The sequence below is a fragment of the Serratia sp. K-E0102 genome, from assembly GCF_029962625.1.
Classification (GTDB): domain Bacteria; phylum Pseudomonadota; class Gammaproteobacteria; order Enterobacterales; family Enterobacteriaceae; genus Serratia; species Serratia sarumanii.
The window spans coordinates 1,102,436-1,119,611 of record NZ_CP124754.1; the positions used below are offsets into that span (position 1 = coordinate 1,102,436).

The 17,176-nt window shown below is 61.3% G+C and carries 16 protein-coding genes; 8 read left to right on the top strand and 8 right to left on the bottom strand.

The features are described 5' to 3' along the window. Positions 1-42 precede the first annotated feature (42 nt). Together SSARUM2_RS05115 and SSARUM2_RS05120 are read right to left on the bottom strand one after the other, a co-directional pair. Positions 43-978: a diiron oxygenase gene (locus SSARUM2_RS05115; RefSeq protein WP_033647255.1), complete on the bottom strand. Its 936-nt coding sequence runs from the start codon at positions 976-978 to the stop codon at positions 43-45. A 13-nt stretch (positions 979-991) separates the two neighbouring features. Further along, positions 992-1,276, bottom strand: a complete 285-nt coding sequence (locus SSARUM2_RS05120; protein ID WP_071883774.1) for a 2Fe-2S iron-sulfur cluster binding domain-containing protein — start codon at positions 1,274-1,276, stop codon at positions 992-994. Positions 1,277-1,630: 354 nt separating this feature from the next. Between SSARUM2_RS05120 and dacB the strand changes: the two genes are divergently transcribed. After that, positions 1,631-3,100 (top strand): D-alanyl-D-alanine carboxypeptidase/D-alanyl-D-alanine-endopeptidase, encoded by a 1,470-nt coding sequence (gene dacB, locus SSARUM2_RS05125; protein ID WP_041033700.1) that lies wholly within the window; start codon positions 1,631-1,633, stop codon positions 3,098-3,100. A 10-nt stretch (positions 3,101-3,110) separates the two neighbouring features. On the opposite strand, the gene ybaK is transcribed toward dacB, so the two are convergent. The 3 genes from ybaK to copA form a co-directional block, all read right to left on the bottom strand. Beyond that, entirely contained in the window at positions 3,111-3,590 is a 480-nt protein-coding gene (gene ybaK, locus SSARUM2_RS05130; protein ID WP_004940240.1) for a Cys-tRNA(Pro)/Cys-tRNA(Cys) deacylase YbaK, read from the bottom strand. Between the two features lie 228 nt (positions 3,591-3,818). Then, positions 3,819-4,625, bottom strand: a complete 807-nt coding sequence (locus SSARUM2_RS05135) for a TraB/GumN family protein (protein ID WP_043146751.1) — start codon at positions 4,623-4,625, stop codon at positions 3,819-3,821. A 133-nt stretch (positions 4,626-4,758) separates the two neighbouring features. Continuing rightward, on the bottom strand, positions 4,759-7,470 hold the full coding sequence (gene copA / locus SSARUM2_RS05140; RefSeq protein ID WP_060452711.1) for a copper-exporting P-type ATPase CopA: 2,712 nt from the start codon (positions 7,468-7,470) through the stop codon (positions 4,759-4,761). 108 nt (positions 7,471-7,578) lie between these two features. Between copA and cueR the strand changes: the two genes are divergently transcribed. Further along, complete coding sequence (gene cueR / locus SSARUM2_RS05145) at positions 7,579-7,980, top strand: Cu(I)-responsive transcriptional regulator (RefSeq protein ID WP_033637368.1); 402 nt, start codon at positions 7,579-7,581, stop codon at positions 7,978-7,980. Here the strand turns inward: cueR and SSARUM2_RS05150 are convergent. The 3 genes from SSARUM2_RS05150 to allS form a co-directional block, all read right to left on the bottom strand. Next, positions 7,977-8,438, bottom strand: a complete 462-nt coding sequence (locus tag SSARUM2_RS05150) for an NfeD family protein (RefSeq protein ID WP_033637369.1) — start codon at positions 8,436-8,438, stop codon at positions 7,977-7,979. The two genes, cueR and SSARUM2_RS05150, sit on opposite strands and share 4 nt — an antisense overlap. A gap of 2 nt (positions 8,439-8,440) precedes the next feature. Continuing rightward, positions 8,441-9,346, bottom strand: a complete 906-nt coding sequence (locus tag SSARUM2_RS05155) for an SPFH domain-containing protein (protein ID WP_004940203.1) — start codon at positions 9,344-9,346, stop codon at positions 8,441-8,443. A gap of 72 nt (positions 9,347-9,418) precedes the next feature. Then, a complete protein-coding gene (allS, locus tag SSARUM2_RS05160; protein ID WP_033653232.1) occupies positions 9,419-10,333 on the bottom strand; it encodes an HTH-type transcriptional activator AllS in 915 nt (304 codons plus the stop codon). Positions 10,334-10,686: 353 nt separating this feature from the next. On the opposite strand from allS, the gene SSARUM2_RS05165 reads away from it, so the two are divergent. The 6 genes from SSARUM2_RS05165 (at position 10,687) to SSARUM2_RS05190 (ending at position 17,150) form a co-directional block, all read left to right on the top strand. After that, positions 10,687-11,172, top strand: coding sequence for an ureidoglycolate lyase (locus SSARUM2_RS05165; RefSeq protein ID WP_033653231.1), 486 nt, complete (start codon positions 10,687-10,689; stop codon positions 11,170-11,172). 70 nt (positions 11,173-11,242) lie between these two features. Further along, on the top strand, positions 11,243-12,058 hold the full coding sequence (allR, locus tag SSARUM2_RS05170; RefSeq protein WP_015376892.1) for an HTH-type transcriptional repressor AllR: 816 nt from the start codon (positions 11,243-11,245) through the stop codon (positions 12,056-12,058). A gap of 119 nt (positions 12,059-12,177) precedes the next feature. After that, on the top strand, positions 12,178-13,959 hold the full coding sequence (gene gcl / locus SSARUM2_RS05175) for a glyoxylate carboligase (RefSeq protein WP_060452712.1): 1,782 nt from the start codon (positions 12,178-12,180) through the stop codon (positions 13,957-13,959). Between the two features lie 11 nt (positions 13,960-13,970). Continuing rightward, on the top strand, positions 13,971-14,750 hold the full coding sequence (gene hyi / locus SSARUM2_RS05180) for a hydroxypyruvate isomerase (RefSeq protein ID WP_060452713.1): 780 nt from the start codon (positions 13,971-13,973) through the stop codon (positions 14,748-14,750). Positions 14,751-14,760: 10 nt separating this feature from the next. Beyond that, entirely contained in the window at positions 14,761-15,642 is an 882-nt protein-coding gene (gene glxR / locus SSARUM2_RS05185) for a 2-hydroxy-3-oxopropionate reductase (RefSeq protein ID WP_060452714.1), read from the top strand. A 254-nt stretch (positions 15,643-15,896) separates the two neighbouring features. Further along, positions 15,897-17,150 (top strand): MFS transporter, encoded by a 1,254-nt coding sequence (locus SSARUM2_RS05190; protein WP_223307168.1) that lies wholly within the window; start codon positions 15,897-15,899, stop codon positions 17,148-17,150. Positions 17,151-17,176: the final 26 nt, after the last annotated feature.

Here is a 17,176-nt window from a genome sequence, read left to right on the forward strand (position 1 = left end):
CTTGCGGAATATCAAAGGGTGCTGACTTTTTATGCCGGTTAATTAGATTTTTGCATGCAGCGCATCGGCGATAGGCAAATCGGCCAGAATGCCCGATTTATTCAGTGCCACCAGCATTTGTTCCGTGACGATATTATTGGTTTCCCACGGTTTAACATGCGTTGCTGGATAAGTATCTGCGATGATGTCGATAATTTCCGCTTCGGCCAGACCGAGTTGGCGCAACATGCAGGCGCTGAAATCTTTGGCGATAGCGTCGGTTGCGTAGCCTTCCAGGAAAGCCAAAATCGGTTGTTGCAACGCTTGCTTGGTCGCCGCGTCGCTGTGGCGCCAGATATGGCTTAGCACCTGCTGTGAGAAGCGGGCATGGCGGCCTTCATCCGCAACGTGATCTTTCATCACCAGATAGAAGGTCGGGAAAATATCTTCGTTGTTGATCACATCGATAAGATCGGTCGTCAGCGCCTGCTCCGACAGAGACACGCACACCAGTCGCAGCAGTTCGCGCAGCCGTTCGTCCCCCATTGCCAACGATTGCGCCAGGGCATAGGAAGCCTCGGTGTCTTTTGGCATCGGTAGCGGCGCAATGGACGTCATCTGCTCTACCTGATTGATCAGATCCAGCGCCACCAGGGCGTGATAGGACTCATCCACGACCACGGTCAGCGCGTCTAAGCGCATTTCAAGCGGAAAGTCTACGCCGACCGCGTTTTTGTAGAGCTTGTAACTGGAATCATTGATGATATCCAACTCGATGTTGGCGATGCCATTCAGGTAGTGGTAGAGGGTTTGCACCTGAATATAGCGCAATGCTTGTTCACCGAGCGCGGCAACGCGCGGATGGAGGCACAGCGGCAGACGTTCCAAGGGGAAGAAAAGGGTTGATTGGCTGTCCTGTTCGTTGAGAAGGCGACGAGGACGGGAGCGGACAATCGCGGCGCGATCCCATTTTTTCAACGTGGTTTCAATGAGGCTCATCGGTTAATCCTTATTAATAGAGTTCTATTTCAATATCCGATTGTGAATAGGCACAGCAGGCTAGAATAATATTCTCTTCTAACTCCTCTTCGCATAAGGCACTCTGTTTTTCATGGCGTATATTTCCGCTGATTAGAAGTAGTTTGCAACAGCCGCACCTCCCCTTTCGGCATAGGTTGGGGATGTCGATATTTAATCTTTCAAAGTTTTCAAGCAGCGACGTTTCAGGACAAAAGTCACCGATGCCCGCGCCATCAAAAATAACATGATGACCATCGGGCCCTGTTTTTGCAGACATGGCGTGTTATTCCCTATGGAAGTCAGTGAGTGAGATCACATTTTAAAATTCATATAAGTAAATTGTTATTAATAATAGGTTGTGGGTTTTAATGGGGAGTAACGATAGCTTTGGCTTTGTATATTGTCAACACGACACATTAAAAACATTAACATTATATTAAAGGTTGTTTCACATAATATAGTTCATATTCAAACTTTATTGCCTGGATTGTTTAGCAATTCTTATTATTGTTTGTTTTATAATATCAACAGGCAAAAATCTTTGTTCAGCGAATGGAAAACAGGACGTCGCCGCCTTCTAATGATAGCCTGAGCGGCAATTTGGTTTTGATAACGCAAGCAGGAAGATGACATGTTGAAAACCGCAGGCTGGCTGCTGCCCGCCATCCTGGCGCTGGCGGGGTGTTCGTCATCCGGCCAACGTCATGAGCAAACGCTTAGCCAGGCGCTGACGGCCCTCGGCCAGGACAAGGCGCTGATTGGAGCGTCGAACGGCGTGATGGTGCGCGACGCCGAGAGCGGCACCGTGCTGTATCAGGCGCACGCGCAGCAGCGTTTGGCGCCGGCTTCCAACATGAAGATGTTCACGTCTCTGGCGGCGTTCGGCGTGCTGGGGGCGGATTACCGGTTTGAAACCCGGCTGCTGACCACCGGCGAGCAGCGCGGCGACACTTTGCGGGGGGATCTCTATCTGCAGGGCAGCGGCGATCCGACGCTGCACCCGGACGATCTCGACACCTTTGCCGCCACGCTGGCGCAGCGCGGCATTCGCCATATCCATGGGCGGCTGATCCTGGACGCCAGCGCGTTCGATCAAACGCCATTCGGCGCCGGCTGGAGCTGGGACGATGAACCCTTCGCCTTCGCCGCGCCGATCTCGGCGCTGAACTACGCCTTTACCCCCGGCGGCGATATCAACGTGGTGCGGGTGGACGTGCAGCCGGGCGCCCGCGCCGGTGCGCCAGGGCGGGTGAGTTTCTATCCCGCCAATGACGCGGTGACGCTGGTCAACCGCACCACCACCACCGGCGGCGACACCGCACTGACGTTCGATCGCCAGCCGGGCAGCAACCGAATCGTGGTCAGCGGCACCGTCGCCGCGCAGGCGGAGGCCAGCTCACGCTTGATTACCGTCGATCAGCCCGCCCGTGTGGTTGGCGCCTTATTGCAAAATGCCCTGCGCGCGCACGGCATCACGCTGCGCGGCAATGCTGAAGAAGGCGTGACCCCTGCGGGCGCCCGGCTGCTGGCGGAAAAAACCTCGCCGCCGCTCTCCCGATTGGCCGTCACCTTCCTGAAAGTGTCCAACAATGGTTACGGCGAGGTATTGACCAAAGCGATGGGCCGCAAGACGCAGGGCAAGGGGGACTGGGCCGCCGGCCTGCAGGCGATCGGCCGGTTTGTGCAAAGCCAGGGCATCGAGGCCGGCGCGTACCGCCAGGTGGACGGTTCCGGGCTGTCGCGCATGAACCAGATCACGCCGCAGCAGCTGACGACGCTGCTGCTGGCGGCCAGAAAACAGCCGTGGTTCGCCGACTGGTATAACGCCTTGCCCATCGCGGGCCAGCCGGGGCTGCTGGTGGGCGGCACGCTGCGGAGCCGCATGGTGAAAAGCGCGGCTGCCGGCCGCGCCCACGCCAAGAGCGGTTCCATGACCGGGGTATCGTCGCTCAGCGGCTATGTCGACTCGGCGACCGGGCGGCCGCTGGCGTTCGCCATCATCAGCAACAACTATCTGGTGCCCGGCGCAGAGGTGAAAGCGCTGGAGGATCGCCTGGTCGAGACGCTGGCGGCCTGTGACGCCACGGTGGTGTGCCGCTGAGAAGGCGGCGTCAGTCGCGCTTGGCGATGTCGGCGAAGCTGCCGGCCAGCAGGCGGCACAGATCGGCGGCGGCCAGCTCGATGTCCAGCCCGCGTTTGCCGCCGGAAACGTAGATGGTGGCGAACGCTTGCGCCGGGCTGTCGATCACCGTCGGCAGCCGTTTTTTCTGCCCCAGCGGGCTGATGCCGCCCACCAGATACCCGGTGACGCGCTGGGCCAGCTGCGGATCGGCCATCTCGGCCTTTTTGGCGCCGAGCGCGCGGGCGACCTTTTTCAGATCCAACTGGGTGGCGACCGGCGTGACCGCCACCGCCAGATGTTTGGCGTCGCCGTTCAGCGCCACCAGCAGCGTTTTGTAAACCCGATCGGCATCCAGCCCCAGCTTTCTCACCGCTTCGTCGCCGAAGTTGGTTTCGTCGCTGTCGTGGTGATACGGATGAAGGGTGAAGGCGACCTTTTGTTTCTCGAGCAGAACGACTGCGGGCGTCATAATGTATTGTCCAAAATGTCCCTAACGGGGAAGGGGTGATAACCAGCCTTAAAAATACAAAAATCCAACCCGCCCGGCAACCTGAGCGGCTGTTACATAAAGCGGGTTGCCAAGATATTCACCAGGTTGCTACCCTGTTTGTTGTAACCGTTAACACGGTTGCTATGCGTATAACTACAATACAAGAAATTCCTCTTTGACTGGCCAATAGCGATATTGGCCTCTTTTTTAGCCCTGTGGCTGCAGCATCGCCGGCAGGTTATCCTCGCCGTACAGGTGCAATGCGCCAACCGCCACCACATAGTCACCCGCCGGCAGCGCCTCCAACTGATGCCGCCAGTCGCGATTGCGCTGATGCATCAGCACATCGTACAGCCCGGCGCTGAAGGTGGCGGGCAGGGTGTCCAGCGTGCCGCGCGGTTTGGCGTCCAGCCACCAGCTCACCATGGTTTGCAGCAGCCGCGCGTTGGTGTGCCAGTGCTCCAGCGTATCGCGCAGCAGCGCGATGCCGCCTTCCGGCAGCTGTTCCAGCATCGCCAACTGCTGCTGTGCCCCTTCCAGCTCGATCACCGGTTTGTCATGCGCGCGGGCGGCCTGCAGCAGCTGATAGTCCACGCCGTACTCCGCCCGTAGCCCCAGACGCTGAGCCTGGCGCGCCTGCATCATCAGCGCCACCTGCCAGCCGGGCAGGGTGGCGAAGGCGTGCGGATCGGCGCCCAGCTCGTGGCAAAGCGTCAGCAGCCGTTGATATTCTTCGGCGGACAGGCGCTGTTCCAGCGCCGGCTGCTGTTCTGCGTGGTCAAAAGGGGAGGCGGCGCCGGTGATATCGGCCTCGACGATCAGCGCGTCGGCCTGCTGCAGCCGGGCGGCCAGCCGCGCCGGCAGCGGCGACATATCGACGGTGCCCATATGGATGCTGCCCACCAGATGCAGCCGACGATCGCCCGGCAGAGTGATGTCCAGCGCCGGATAAGCGTATCGTTTGGGCGAGATCAGGCCGAGAAAGGCGGCGAGGCGGCGTAACAGTTGACCCATACGGCGTGGCTCCTGAATAACGGGTGCGCGTTTCAGCATGAAAGGCGAGGGAAAATCGTCATTCATGCTAAACGCTATCCGCCGCGCAGGAAAGCCCGGAAAACGGCGGGGCGCCATGACGGCGCCCCTGAGATCACTTCCTGGGTTTAAAACGCAGCAGCCGGTTGGCGTTGCTGACCACGGTAATCGACGACAGCGCCATCGCCGCGCCCGCCACCACCGGGCTGAGCAGCGTGCCGGTCAGCGGGTAGAGCACGCCGGCGGCGATCGGGATGCCCAGCGTATTGTAGATAAAGGCGCCGAACAGGTTCTGCTTCATGTTGCGCAGCGTGGCCTTCGACAGTTCCACCGCATCCGCCACGCCGTGCAGGCTGTGGCGCATCAGGGTGATGGCGGCGGTCTCGATGGCGATGTCGCTGCCGCCGCCCATCGCGATGCCCACGTCGGCCTGCGCCAGCGCCGGGGCGTCGTTGATGCCGTCGCCGACCATCGCCACGCGTTGGCCCTGCGCCTGCAGCTGTTTGATCGCCGCCGCTTTGCCGTCCGGCAGCACCCCGGCAATCACCCGATCGATACCGGCCTCTTTGGCGATGGCGTTGGCGGTCACCGGATTGTCGCCGGTCAGCATCACCAGCTGATACCCCTGCTGGTGCAGGCGCTGCAGCGCCGCGACGCTGTCCTCGCGCAGCGGATCGCGAATGGCGAACAGCGCGGCCGGTTTACCGTCAACGGCCAGCAGCACCGGCGTCACGCCGCGTTCGGCCTGGTCGCGCATCGGCGCTTCCAGTTCGGCGATCGCGACCTGATGCTGCTCCAGCAGCGCGGCGTTGCCCAGCAGCAACTGCACGCCGTCGATCTCCCCGCTGACGCCGGCGCCGCGCAGGGTGCGGAACTGCGCCACCTGCGGCAGCGTTTGCCCGGCGGCGCGTTCCATGATGGCGCGCGCCAGCGGGTGATTGGAGCCTTGCTCCAGCGCAGCGGCCCAGCCGATCGCCTGCCGTTCGCTGACCTGATTGAATGTCAGGATCTCCACCACCTGCGGTTTCCCTTCGGTCAGGGTGCCGGTTTTGTCGAACACCAGGGTGTCCAACTGGCTGGCCTGCTGCAGGGCGTCGGCGTCGCGTACCAGCACGCCAAACTCCGCCGCGCGGCCCACGCCGGAGATGATCGACATCGGCGTCGCCAATCCCAATGCGCACGGGCAGGCGATGATCAGCACCGTGGTGGCGATCACTAACGTGTAGACCAGCTGCGGCTGCGGGCCGAAGAAGTACCATATCGCCGCGCTGAACAGGGCGATCGCCACCACCGTCGGCACGAACACCGCCGAGACGCGGTCGGCCAGTTGGCCAATCGCCGGTTTACTGCTCTGCGCCTGGCGCACCAGTTTGATGATGCGCGCCAGCGTAGTTTGGCTGCCGATGGCGGCGGCGCGGAACAGCACGCTGCCGTCGTCGACCACCGTCCCGGCATGCACCGTATCGCCGGGGCCTTTCTGCTGCGGCACCGCTTCGCCGGTCAGCATCGCTTCATCGAGCCAGACTTCGCCCTGCACGATTTCACCGTCGACCGGCACGCGATCGCCGGTGGTCAGCCGCAGCGTCATGCCGAGCTGCACCTCCGCCAGCGGGATATCGCGCTCGCCGTCGTCGGTTACCAGCCGTGCGGTAGGCGGCGTCAGATCCAGCAGCCGCTCCAGCGCCTGCGAAGAACGCTGGCGAGCGCGCTGCTCCAGCGCATGGCCGAGGTTGATCAAACCGATGATCATCGCGCTGGCCTCGTAATAGAGGTGGCGCGCCTCCATCGGGAAGAAATCGGGCCAGATGTTGACGGCGATCGAATAGAGCCAGGCGGCGCCGGTGCCGAGCGCCACCAGGGTATCCATGGTGGCGCTGCCGTTCATCAGCGCGCGCCAGGCGTTGCGGTAGAAGTGCCCGCCGGCGAACACCATCACCGCCAGGGTGATGACGCCGACCAGCAGCCAGGGGCGCTGGGTTTCCGGCGTCAGCGTCATGCTGCCGCCGAACAGCCCCCAGGCCATCAGCGGGATACCCAACGCCAGACCCAGCGCCGCCTGCCAGCTAAAGCGCTTCATGTTGGCGCGTGCGGTCTGCTGTTGGCGCTCGCGGCGTTCGGTCTCGTCCTGAATCATCTCGGCGCCGTAGCCGGCTTTTTCCACCGCCGCCACCAGCGCCTGCGCATCGGCAGCGCCGGTCACCAGCGCGCTGCGCTCCGCCAGGTTGACGCGCGCGTGCTCAACGCCGGGAACGCTTTGCAGCGCCTGCTGCACTTTATTGACGCAGCTGGCGCAGGTCATGCCGCTGAGCAGCAGCTGTACGCTGTCGTCCGCGCCGTCGGTTGCCGGAAGGGGAGATTGCGCCGCTGGCTGAACGTCCGGCAACGAAGGTGTTGCGTCAGTCAACGGCTCAGTTTTTGGGGCGGCGGCGCCCGCTACGCCGGCGTGATAACCGGCATCTTCCACCGCGGCGATCAGCGCCTGCGGATCGGCATCGCCGTACACTTTCGCGCTGTCGATAGCGACGTCGGCGGCGAACACGCCCGGCACCGCTTCCAGCGCTTTGCGGGTGGTGCCGACGCAGTGCATGCAGCTCAGGCCGCTCAGCTGCAGTTCGGTATCGGCGCGCGGCGCGACTTCGGCCTGATAACCGGCGGCGATCACGCTGTCGATCAGCGCGCTGTCCGGTGCGTCGCCGGTCACTTTGGCGTAATGCACGTTAACGTCCGCCTGTTCGACATCGCTGCGGCTTTCCAGGGCTTTTTTCACCCGCTGCGCGCAGTTCATGCAGGACAGCCCCTGCAATGCCAGCATAGTGGTGTGTGACATGATTGAACTCCTTGCTTAAAAGGCGGTGTTTAAAGGTTGACCGCCGGACCTGTTTTCACTAAGAATGGAGCTTAAACCTTCCAGCAAGGGTAAGGTCAAGGAGGGAAAATGAATATTAGCGACGTCGCGAAAAAAACCGGGTTAACCAGCAAAACGATTCGTTTTTACGAAGAGAAAGCGCTGATTACCGCCCCGATCCGCAGCGATAACGGTTACCGCCATTATTCCGCCAGGCACGTTGAAGAGCTGACGCTGCTGCGCCAGGCGCGGCAGGTGGGCTTCAACCTGGACGAGTGCCGCGAGCTGGTGGCGTTGTTCAACGATCCGGCCCGCCACAGCGCCGACGTGAAGGCGCGCACGCTGCAGAAGGTGGCGGAGATCGACAGGCACATCAGCGAACTGGGCGAAATGCGCCAGCGCCTGGTGACGCTGGCCGATCAATGTCCGGGCGACGAGGGGGCGGAGTGCCCCATCATCAACAACCTGGCAGGATGCTGTCGTTCAAATTAGCGGCCGATGGCGCGGATCACCAGCGTGACGCCTTCCACCGCCACCACTTCCACTTCGGTGCCGGCGGGCAGATCTTCTGCCGCCTGCGCGCGCCAGCTGCTGTCGCCGATATTGATGCGCCCCATACCGTTGTGCATCGGCTCCGTCAGCGTGGCGCGGGTGCCGATCAACTGGCGGTTGCGCTGGTTGAGCACCGGCGAACCGCCGGATGCGGCCGCCGGGCGCCGGCGCAGCCAGTACCACCACAGATAGGCGACGACGACGGTCAGGACGGCGAAGATCATGCCCTGCCACGCCCAGGAAAGCGGCGGCAGCAGCCAGATCAGCACGCCGACCAACAGCGCCGCCACGCCGCTCCACAGCAGGTAGCCGCCGGCGCCGAGCATTTCCGCCGCCAGCAACACGCCCCCGAGGGAAAGCCAAAACCACAGCGGATTCGCCGCGATCAGTTCGAGCATGATTATTTGCCTTTGCTTTCTTTCAGCAGTTCGGTAATGCCGCCGATCGAGCCGAGCAGGCTGCTGGCGTCCAGCGGCATCATCACCACTTTGCTGTTGTTGGAGGAACCGATCTTCTGCAGCGCGTCGGTGTATTTCTGCGCCACGAAGTAGTTCACCGCCTGAATGTTGCCGCTGGCGATGGCGTCCGACACCAGCTGGGTGGCGCGCGCCTCGGCCTCGGCGGCGCGTTCACGCGCTTCCGCCTGCAGGAATGCCGACTGGCGTTCGCCCTCGGCCTTCAGGATCTGCGACTGTTTCTCCCCCTCGGCGCGCAGAATGGCCGCCTGACGCACCCCTTCCGCCTCCAGGATGTCGGCGCGCTTGGTCCGTTCGGCCTTCATCTGGGCGTTCATCGAGGCGATCAGTTCCGCCGGCGGCCGCACGTCGCGGATCTCGATACGGGTGATTTTCACCCCCCACGGATTGGTCGCTTCATCGACGATGTGCAGCAGGCGGCTGTTGATGCTGTCGCGCTGCGACAGCATTTCGTCCAGCTCCATCGAGCCGAGCACGGTGCGGAAGTTGGTCATGGTCAGGTTGACGATCGCCTGTTCGAGGTTGCTGACCTCGTAGGCGGCGCGGGCCGGATCGACCACCTGGATAAAGCACACCGCGTCGATGGCGACGTTGGCGTTATCGCGGGAAATCACCTCCTGTGAGGGAATGTCCAGCACCTGTTCCATCATGTTGATTTTACGGCCGATGCGGTCCATGAACGGCACCACTAGGTTCAGGCCCGGCATCAGCGTTTTGGTGTAGCGGCCGAAGCGTTCTACCGTCCATTGGAACCCCTGCGGCACAATTTTGACGCCGGCGAACACCACAATCAGCGCGACGACGATCACGATGGGGATAAAAGTAAGCATGCAAACCTCCTGTCAGACATATGTAAACAGATATTACGTCAGCGCCGGAAAAATGCCTACCGATACCGCGACTTAATCCAGAGCGCCGATCAAACCCGCGATCAGCGGATCCCGCGTCTGGAACAGGTTGATAAGGGTGCGCACTGCTTCGCCGCCGCGAGCATCGGACCAGGCCAGCGACAGGGGAGAAGACTGGCGCGGGTATTTGAGCTGTTTGGCCACCAACTCGCCGCTCTCCAGATAAGTTTGGCACAGCCGGCGCGGAAGGAAACCGATCCCGAGACCGCGCAGATGGCACTCCAGCTTGGTGCGCAGATCCGGCACCTTGATTTCCTGCTGGCCCGACAGCAGCCAGGCGGTGCGCTTGGCCAAATGGCGTGCGGTATCTTCGACGTTGATCGCGGCGTAAGGGCGCAGCTGCGTTTCGTTCAGCGGATCGGCGGCGGCGGCCAGCGGGTGCGTCGGCGCGATGGCGAACACCCACTCTATTTTGCCCAGCGGCAGCACCTTGATGCTGTTTTCCAGCGATTCATTGCCCGCCGCGCCGATCGCCAGATGGCAATCCTCATTCAGCAGCGCGTCCCACACGCCCATGTACACCTGGCGGGAAATGTGGAATTGGGTGAACGGGTATTTGTCGTGCAGGTGAGTTAACAGCCCGGCTACGGCGGCGGCGTCGTACAGCAGGTTGTTGATCACGATATTCACCTGATGCTCTACGCCGTCATTGATTTGCCGCAGCTCGCCCGGCATGGCGTCCAGCCAGGTGTGCCACTGGCGGCAGCGTTCCAGCAAATACTCTCCGGCCGGCGTCAGGTTGACGGTGCGGGTGGTGCGGATAAACAGCTGCGTGCCGATGCTCTCTTCCAGCGTTTTGATGCGGTAGCTGATGGTGGCGGTGGTTTTGTGCAGCAGCTCCGCCGCGCGGGAGAAACTTTGGCACTCGGCAACCTTGATAAACGAACGAATGGTTTCGTGATCCAGCATGAGGGGTCCTTGGCTGACACCGCCTTTTCGGTTATCGGTGAGAAGAATCTACTGATGTTGCGGCGCGATAGGCAGCGGCAAAGCGCAACCCCACGATCCCGGTCACAGAATCACCCGACAGCGATGAACGCGCGCCGCCCCATTTTGCCCGATGATGAATCAGGCGGTTTTTTAATTCATTGATTTAAGGCAACTAATATTACTCTTCGATCATAAAGTGTGCTGTCGATCTTATTGTGGAAAAATTTTCCAAAAAAATGCTGTCAAATTCACCACGCGCTGTCTAGAGTGAAGGCGTTGGGTGAAATATCGCCGTTCAATCGTCGTCTGGGTCATGCGCTTGGGAGAATCACATGGATTTAGTCATCGAAGAATTAACGCCGGCGGCCTTTGCGCCTTACGGCGATGTATTGCAGATAGAGGGCTCGCGTTTCTTTCATATCAATGACGGAAAAACCGAGCGTTATCACGATCTCGCCAGGATAGAGGTGTCCGACGGCAACCGGGTGCTGGCCAGCATCAACCGGGCGGAACCCTGCGATCTGCCGATGACCTTTTCCCTGTTGGAAAAGCATCCGCTCTCGTCGCAGGCCTTTGTGCCGATGAACGGCGAACGCTTCGTGGTGATCGTCGCCGAACCGGGCGAAACCATCCCCGTCGGCACCCTGCGCGCCTTTATCACCAACGGCAAACAGGGGATCAACTATCATCGCAATGTCTGGCACCACCCGCTGTTCGCCTATGCGAAGGTCACCGACTTTTTCACCATCGACCGCGCGGGCGCCGACAACTGCGTGGTCAGCCGCTTGCCGGAGCCGTATCGCATAGTTTTGGCATAGCGCTGGCCGCACGCCGCGCTGGGCGTTTATCATAGCGTCACCCATGCCGTCACTGACAAAGGAAGCTTGAATGACCGAATTACGCAGGAAAGGACGACCCGCCACCGAAGCCGGCGCCACCAAAGGAGCGCAGGCGTTGGATCGCGGGCTGGAGATCCTCCAGTACCTGGCCAACGCCGGGGGGAGTTCGTCGGTTTCCGTGCTGTCCGAAAAGCTGGAGCTGCCGCTTTCCACCACCTTCAGGTTGTTGAAAGTGCTGGAGAAATCGGAATTCGTCTTTCAGGATCCACAGCTGGGCTGGTGGCATATCGGCATTCAGTCGTTCACCGTCGGTTCCGCTTACATGAACGATCGCGACGTGGTATCGGTGGCCGGGCCGTTCATGCGCCGGCTGATGCTGCTGTCCGGCGAGACCGCCAACCTGGCGATCCGCAACAATTTCGACGCGGTGCTGATTCGCCAATGCGAGTGCCAGGCGATGGTGCGCATGTGCGCACCGCTGGGCAGCCGTTTGCCGCTGCACGCCTCGGGCGCTGGCAAGGCGCTGCTGTACCCGCTGGCGGAAGAGGAAATGCTGGATCTGATCGTGCGTTCGGGGCTGCAATCCTATACGCCGAAGACGCTGACCAGCGTGAACCTGCTGCGCAAGGATCTGCATCAGTCGCTGGAACAGGGCTACACCATCGACGATGAAGAGCACGCGCTCGGCCTGAACTGCCTGGCTTCGGCGATTTTCGATCGCAACAACAACGTGATCGCCGCCATCTCCATCTCCGGGCCCAGTTCGCGGGTCGGCAAGGAGCGGTTCAAGGAGCTGGGCGAACTGGTGGGTGAAGTGGCCAGAGACATCAGCGCCGCGCTGGGCGAATCGCGCAGCAAGGCGTAAACGTCGCGCGCCGGGCTGAACCGGTGCGGAGCAAGACTCCCCGTTTGATGAGCAAACGGGTTTTTTTGAGCGTAATTTTAATTTGGAAAAATTTTCCAATAAATTGAGGAGAGCATCACATGGCAATTATGCGAGCGGTAGACGCGGCAATGCACGTGCTGGAAAAAGAAGGGATCACCACCGCGTTCGGCGTGCCCGGCGCGGCGATCAACCCGTTCTACGATGCGATGCGGCGGCACGGCGGCATCAAACACTACCTGGCGCGGCACGTGGAAGGGGCCTCGCACATGGCGGAAGGCTACACCCGCGCCGCCGCCGGCAATATCGGCGTGTGCATCGGCACCTCCGGCCCGGCGGGCACCGACATGATCACCGGCCTTTACTCCGCCTCCGCCGACTCGATCCCGATCCTGTGCATCACCGGCCAGGCGCCGCGTGCGCGTTTGCACAAAGAAGATTTTCAGGCGGTAGACATCGAATCGATCGCCAAGCCGGTGACCAAGATGGCGGTCACCGTGCAGGAACCGGCGCTGGTGCCGCGCGTGCTGCAGCAGGCGTTCCACCTGATGCGCTCCGGCCGGCCGGGCCCGGTGCTGATCGACCTGCCTTTCGACGTGCAGATGGCGGAGATCGAGTTCGATCCGGACACCTACTCTTCGCTGCCCGCCTATAAGCCGGCGGCCACCCAGGCGCAGATCGACAAAGCGCTGGATCTGCTGTGCGCGGCGAAAAAACCGCTGATCATCGCCGGCGGCGGCATTCACAACGCCGACGCGGCGGATCTGCTGCAGCAGCTGGCGGAGATCTGCAACGTGCCGGTGATCCCGACGCTGATGGGCTGGGGCGCCATTCCGGACGATCACCCGCTGATGGCGGGCATGGCGGGCCTGCAAACCTCGCATCGCTACGGCAACGCCAACCTGCTGGATTCGGATCTGGTGTTCGGCATCGGCAACCGCTGGGCCAACCGCCACACCGGCTCGGTGAACAAGTACACCGCCGGGCGCAAGGTGGTGCACATCGATATCGAGCCGACGCAGATTGGCCGGGTGATCTGCCCGGATCTGGGCATCGTTTCCGACGCGCGCATCGCGCTGCAAATGCTGGTGGACACGGCAAAGCGCCGCTTCGAGCGCGGCGAGTTGCCGAATCGCGACGCCTGGTGCGCCGCCTGTCTGCAGCGCAAGCAAACGCTGCTGCGCAAGACCCACTTCGACGACGTGCCGGTCAAGCCGCAGCGGGTGTATGAAGAGATGAACCGTGCCTTCGGCCGCGACGCCTGCTACGTCACCACCATCGGGCTGTCGCAGATCGCCGCCGCGCAAATGCTGCACGTTTTCGAGCCGCGTCACTGGATCAACGCCGGCCAGGCCGGCCCGCTGGGCTGGACGTTGCCTGCGGCGCTGGGCGTGTGCGCCGCCGATCCGCAGCGCAAGGTGATCGCGCTGTCGGGCGACTATGATTTCCAGTTCATGATCGAAGAGCTGGCGGTCGGCGCGCAGTTCAAGCTGCCCTATATCCACGTGCTGGTGAACAACGCCTACCTGGGGCTGATCCGCCAGGCACAGCGCGGGTTCGATATGGATTACTGCGTGCAGCTGTCGTTTGAAAACATCAACAATGCGGAGATTGGCGAGTATGGCGTCGATCACGTCAAGGTGGCGGAAGGGCTGGGCTGCAAGGCGCTGCGGGTGTTCAAACCGGAAGAGATCGCGCCGGCGTTCCGTCAGGCCCAGGAACTGATGCAGCAGCACCGGGTGCCGGTGGTGGTGGAAATCATCCTGGAGCGCGTCACCAATATTTCCATGGGCACCGAGCTGGATAACGTCAACGAGTTCGAACCGGTGGCGGCAACGCCGGAAGACGCGCCGACCTCGGTCAACTTCTTTGATTACCGTTAAGGAGCCTTACCATGCCGAAATTTTCAGCCAACCTGTCCATGCTGTTCACCGAAGTCGATTTCATGCAGCGCTTCCGCCGAGCGAAGGAGCAGGGCTTCAGCGCGGTGGAATACATGTTTCCCTATGACTACCCGATCGCCGCGCTGCGCAGCGAACTGGAGACACATCGCCTGAGCCAGGTGCTGTTCAACCTGCCGGCCGGCGACTGGGCGGCGGGCGAACGGGGCATCGCCTGCTTGCCGGGGCGCGAAGCGGAGTTCCGCGACGGCGTCGGGCGCGCGATCGAGTATGCGCAGGCGCTGGGCTGCGATCGCATCAACTGCCTGATCGGCAATCCGGATCCCGCCTTCGGCCGCCACGCCACCGACGAACGGGTGAAAGAGAACCTGAGCTACGCCGCCGACGCTCTGGCGCGGCAGAATATCCGCCTGCTGATCGAACCGATCAACCGCTACGACATGCCGCAGTTCTACCTGCAAACCTCCCGGCAGGCGATCGAACTGATCGAAGCGATCGGCAGCCCCAACCTGTATCTGCAGTACGACCTTTACCACATGCAGCGCATGGAGGGAGAGCTGACGCAGACCCTTGAGCGCCTGCTGGCGAAGATCGACCACGTTCAGGTCGCCGACAACCCGGGGCGGCACGAGCCGGGCACCGGCGAAATCAACTGCGAGTTTATCTTCGCGCAGCTGGATCGCATGGGTTACCGCGGCTGGATCGGCTGTGAATACAAACCGCTCACCACCACGGAAAGCGGCCTGTCATGGATTAAAAAATACCTGTCTTGAGGAGATGAAAATGAAAGTGGGATTTATCGGTCTGGGCATCATGGGCGCGCCGATGGCGGAAAAGCTGCTGGCGGGCGGGCACACGCTTTACGCCCATACCCGGCATGAGGTGCCGGCGGCGCTGTTGCAGCAAGGGGCCATTTCCTGCGGCGATCCGCAGCAGGTGGCGGATGAGGCGGACGTGATCTTCATCATGGTGCCGGATACGCCGCAGGTGGAGGAGGTGCTGTTCGGTGAACGCGGCTGCGCCGCCGGCAAGCTGAACGGCAAAGTGGTGGTGGATATGAGCTCCATTTCACCGCTGGAGACCAAGCGGTTCGCGCAGCGCATCAACCAGCTGGGCGCCCAGTACCTGGACGCGCCGGTTTCCGGCGGCGAAGTGGGCGCCAAACAGGGCACGCTGACCATCATGGTGGGGGGCGAGGAAGCGACCTTCGAACGGGTGCAGCCGCTGCTGGCGCTGATGGGCAAGAACATCACGCTGATCGGCGGCAACGGCGACGGGCAAACCTGCAAGGTCGCCAACCAGATCATCGTGGCGTTGACCATCGAAGCGGTCTCCGAGGCGCTGGTCTTCGCCTCGCGCGCCGGCGCCGATCCGGCCCGGGTGCGCGAAGCCCTGATGGGCGGTTTCGCCTCGTCGCGCATTCTGGAGGTGCACGGCGAGCGGATGATCAAGCGGGCGTTCGCGCCGGGGTTCCGCATCTCGCTGCACCAGAAGGATCTTAATCTGGCGCTGCAGGGCGCAAAGGCGCTGGCGCTCAGCCTGCCGAATACCGCCACCTGCCAGGAGTTGTTCAACGTCTGCGCCGCCAATGGCGACGGCGAACTGGATCACTCCGCGCTGGTGCGGGCGCTGGAGATCATGGGCAACCACCGGGTGGCCGGCTAAGAGTACCCCCGGCATTTAATTCGCCGGCTTATCGTTAGAATCAGAGATGTTCGACATTAATAACGCCCTCTTTATGATAAATAAAGAGGGTCCCCGCCAATCCAATAAAAAATGATTCAGCACAATAAAAAGTAAAAAGCAGGATGCCAACCGAGGAGACACTGAATATGGCAACCGATAATGCTGTTATTGATAAAGATATTCTTACCGCCCCTGACAAAAACCGTTTATATCGAAAAATCGCCTGGCGCATTATGCCCATTTTATTAGTGAGCTATATCGTCGGTTATCTCGATCGGGTTGGCATTTCGTTTTCGAAATTTCAAATGATGCCCGATATTCTGAACGGCAATGTCTCGATGGCCGAAGCCGTTTACGGGCTGGGCGCCGGGGTGTTTTTCATCGGCTATATCATCGCCGGGGTACCCAGTAATATTCTGCTGAGCCGCTACGGCGCCAGAAAGATCATCGCGCTGCTGATGGTGGTGTGGGGGGCGATTTCGATGCTGAGCATCTTTATCACCAACCCCTGGCAATTCTACCTGGCGCGTTTCCTGCTGGGGCTGGCGGAGGCCGGCTTCTACCCCGGCGTGATCCTCTATCTGACGCTGTGGTTCCCGTCCAGCCAGCGCGCCAAGATGACCGCGTTGTTCGTGTGCGGCATCCCGGTCAGCAACATCATCGGCGGCCCGCTGTGCGGGTGGATCATCGAGCACATGAACGGCCTGATGAATCTCTCCGGCTGGCAGTGGCTGTTTTTCATCAGCGGCCCGCGCGCGCTGCTGATCGCCATCGTCATCTTCTGTTTCCTGGATAACACCTATCAGAGCGCCAAGTGGCTCAGCCCGCAGGAGAAGGCGCTGATCAAAGAGGATATGGCGCAGAGCGCGCCGCGCCAGGGCGCCGCCGGTGGGCAGGAGTGGACGATGAAAAGCATGCTGAGATCGTCCGCGTTCACCAAAATGTGGCTGATTTGCTTCTGCACCGTGATGGGCCAGGGCGGGCTGGCGTTTTGGGTGCCGACCATCATTCGCGACACCGGCGTGACCTCGGTGATGGATATCGGCCTGCTGACCATGCTGCCGTACATGCTGGCGGTGGTGGCGATGCTGGTGGCCGCGCGCAGTTCGGACAAGCATCGCGAGCGGCGCTGGCACATCATCGTGCCGTTCTGCATCGCCGCGGTGTCGCTGATCTTCATCGGCCTGTTCCCGGACAACAAGCACGTGGTGATGGCGGCGCTGTGCGTGGCGGTGGCGTCGAGCCTGGTGCCCTCGCCGCTGTTCTGGAGCCTGCCGAACGCCATCTTTACCGGCACTTGCGCCGCGGCGGGCATTGCGCTCATCAATTCCATCGCCAACATCGGCGGTTTTATTTCGCCTTATATCATCGGCTATTTCAAACAGCTGACCCACAGCAATTTGGCGGCGATGTGCGTCTTGTCGACGATGATGATACTGGGGGCGATATTAACCTACAGCGTGCCGGCGAAATGGGTCAATAAATAACGCTTTCCTTCATCTTCATTAAATAG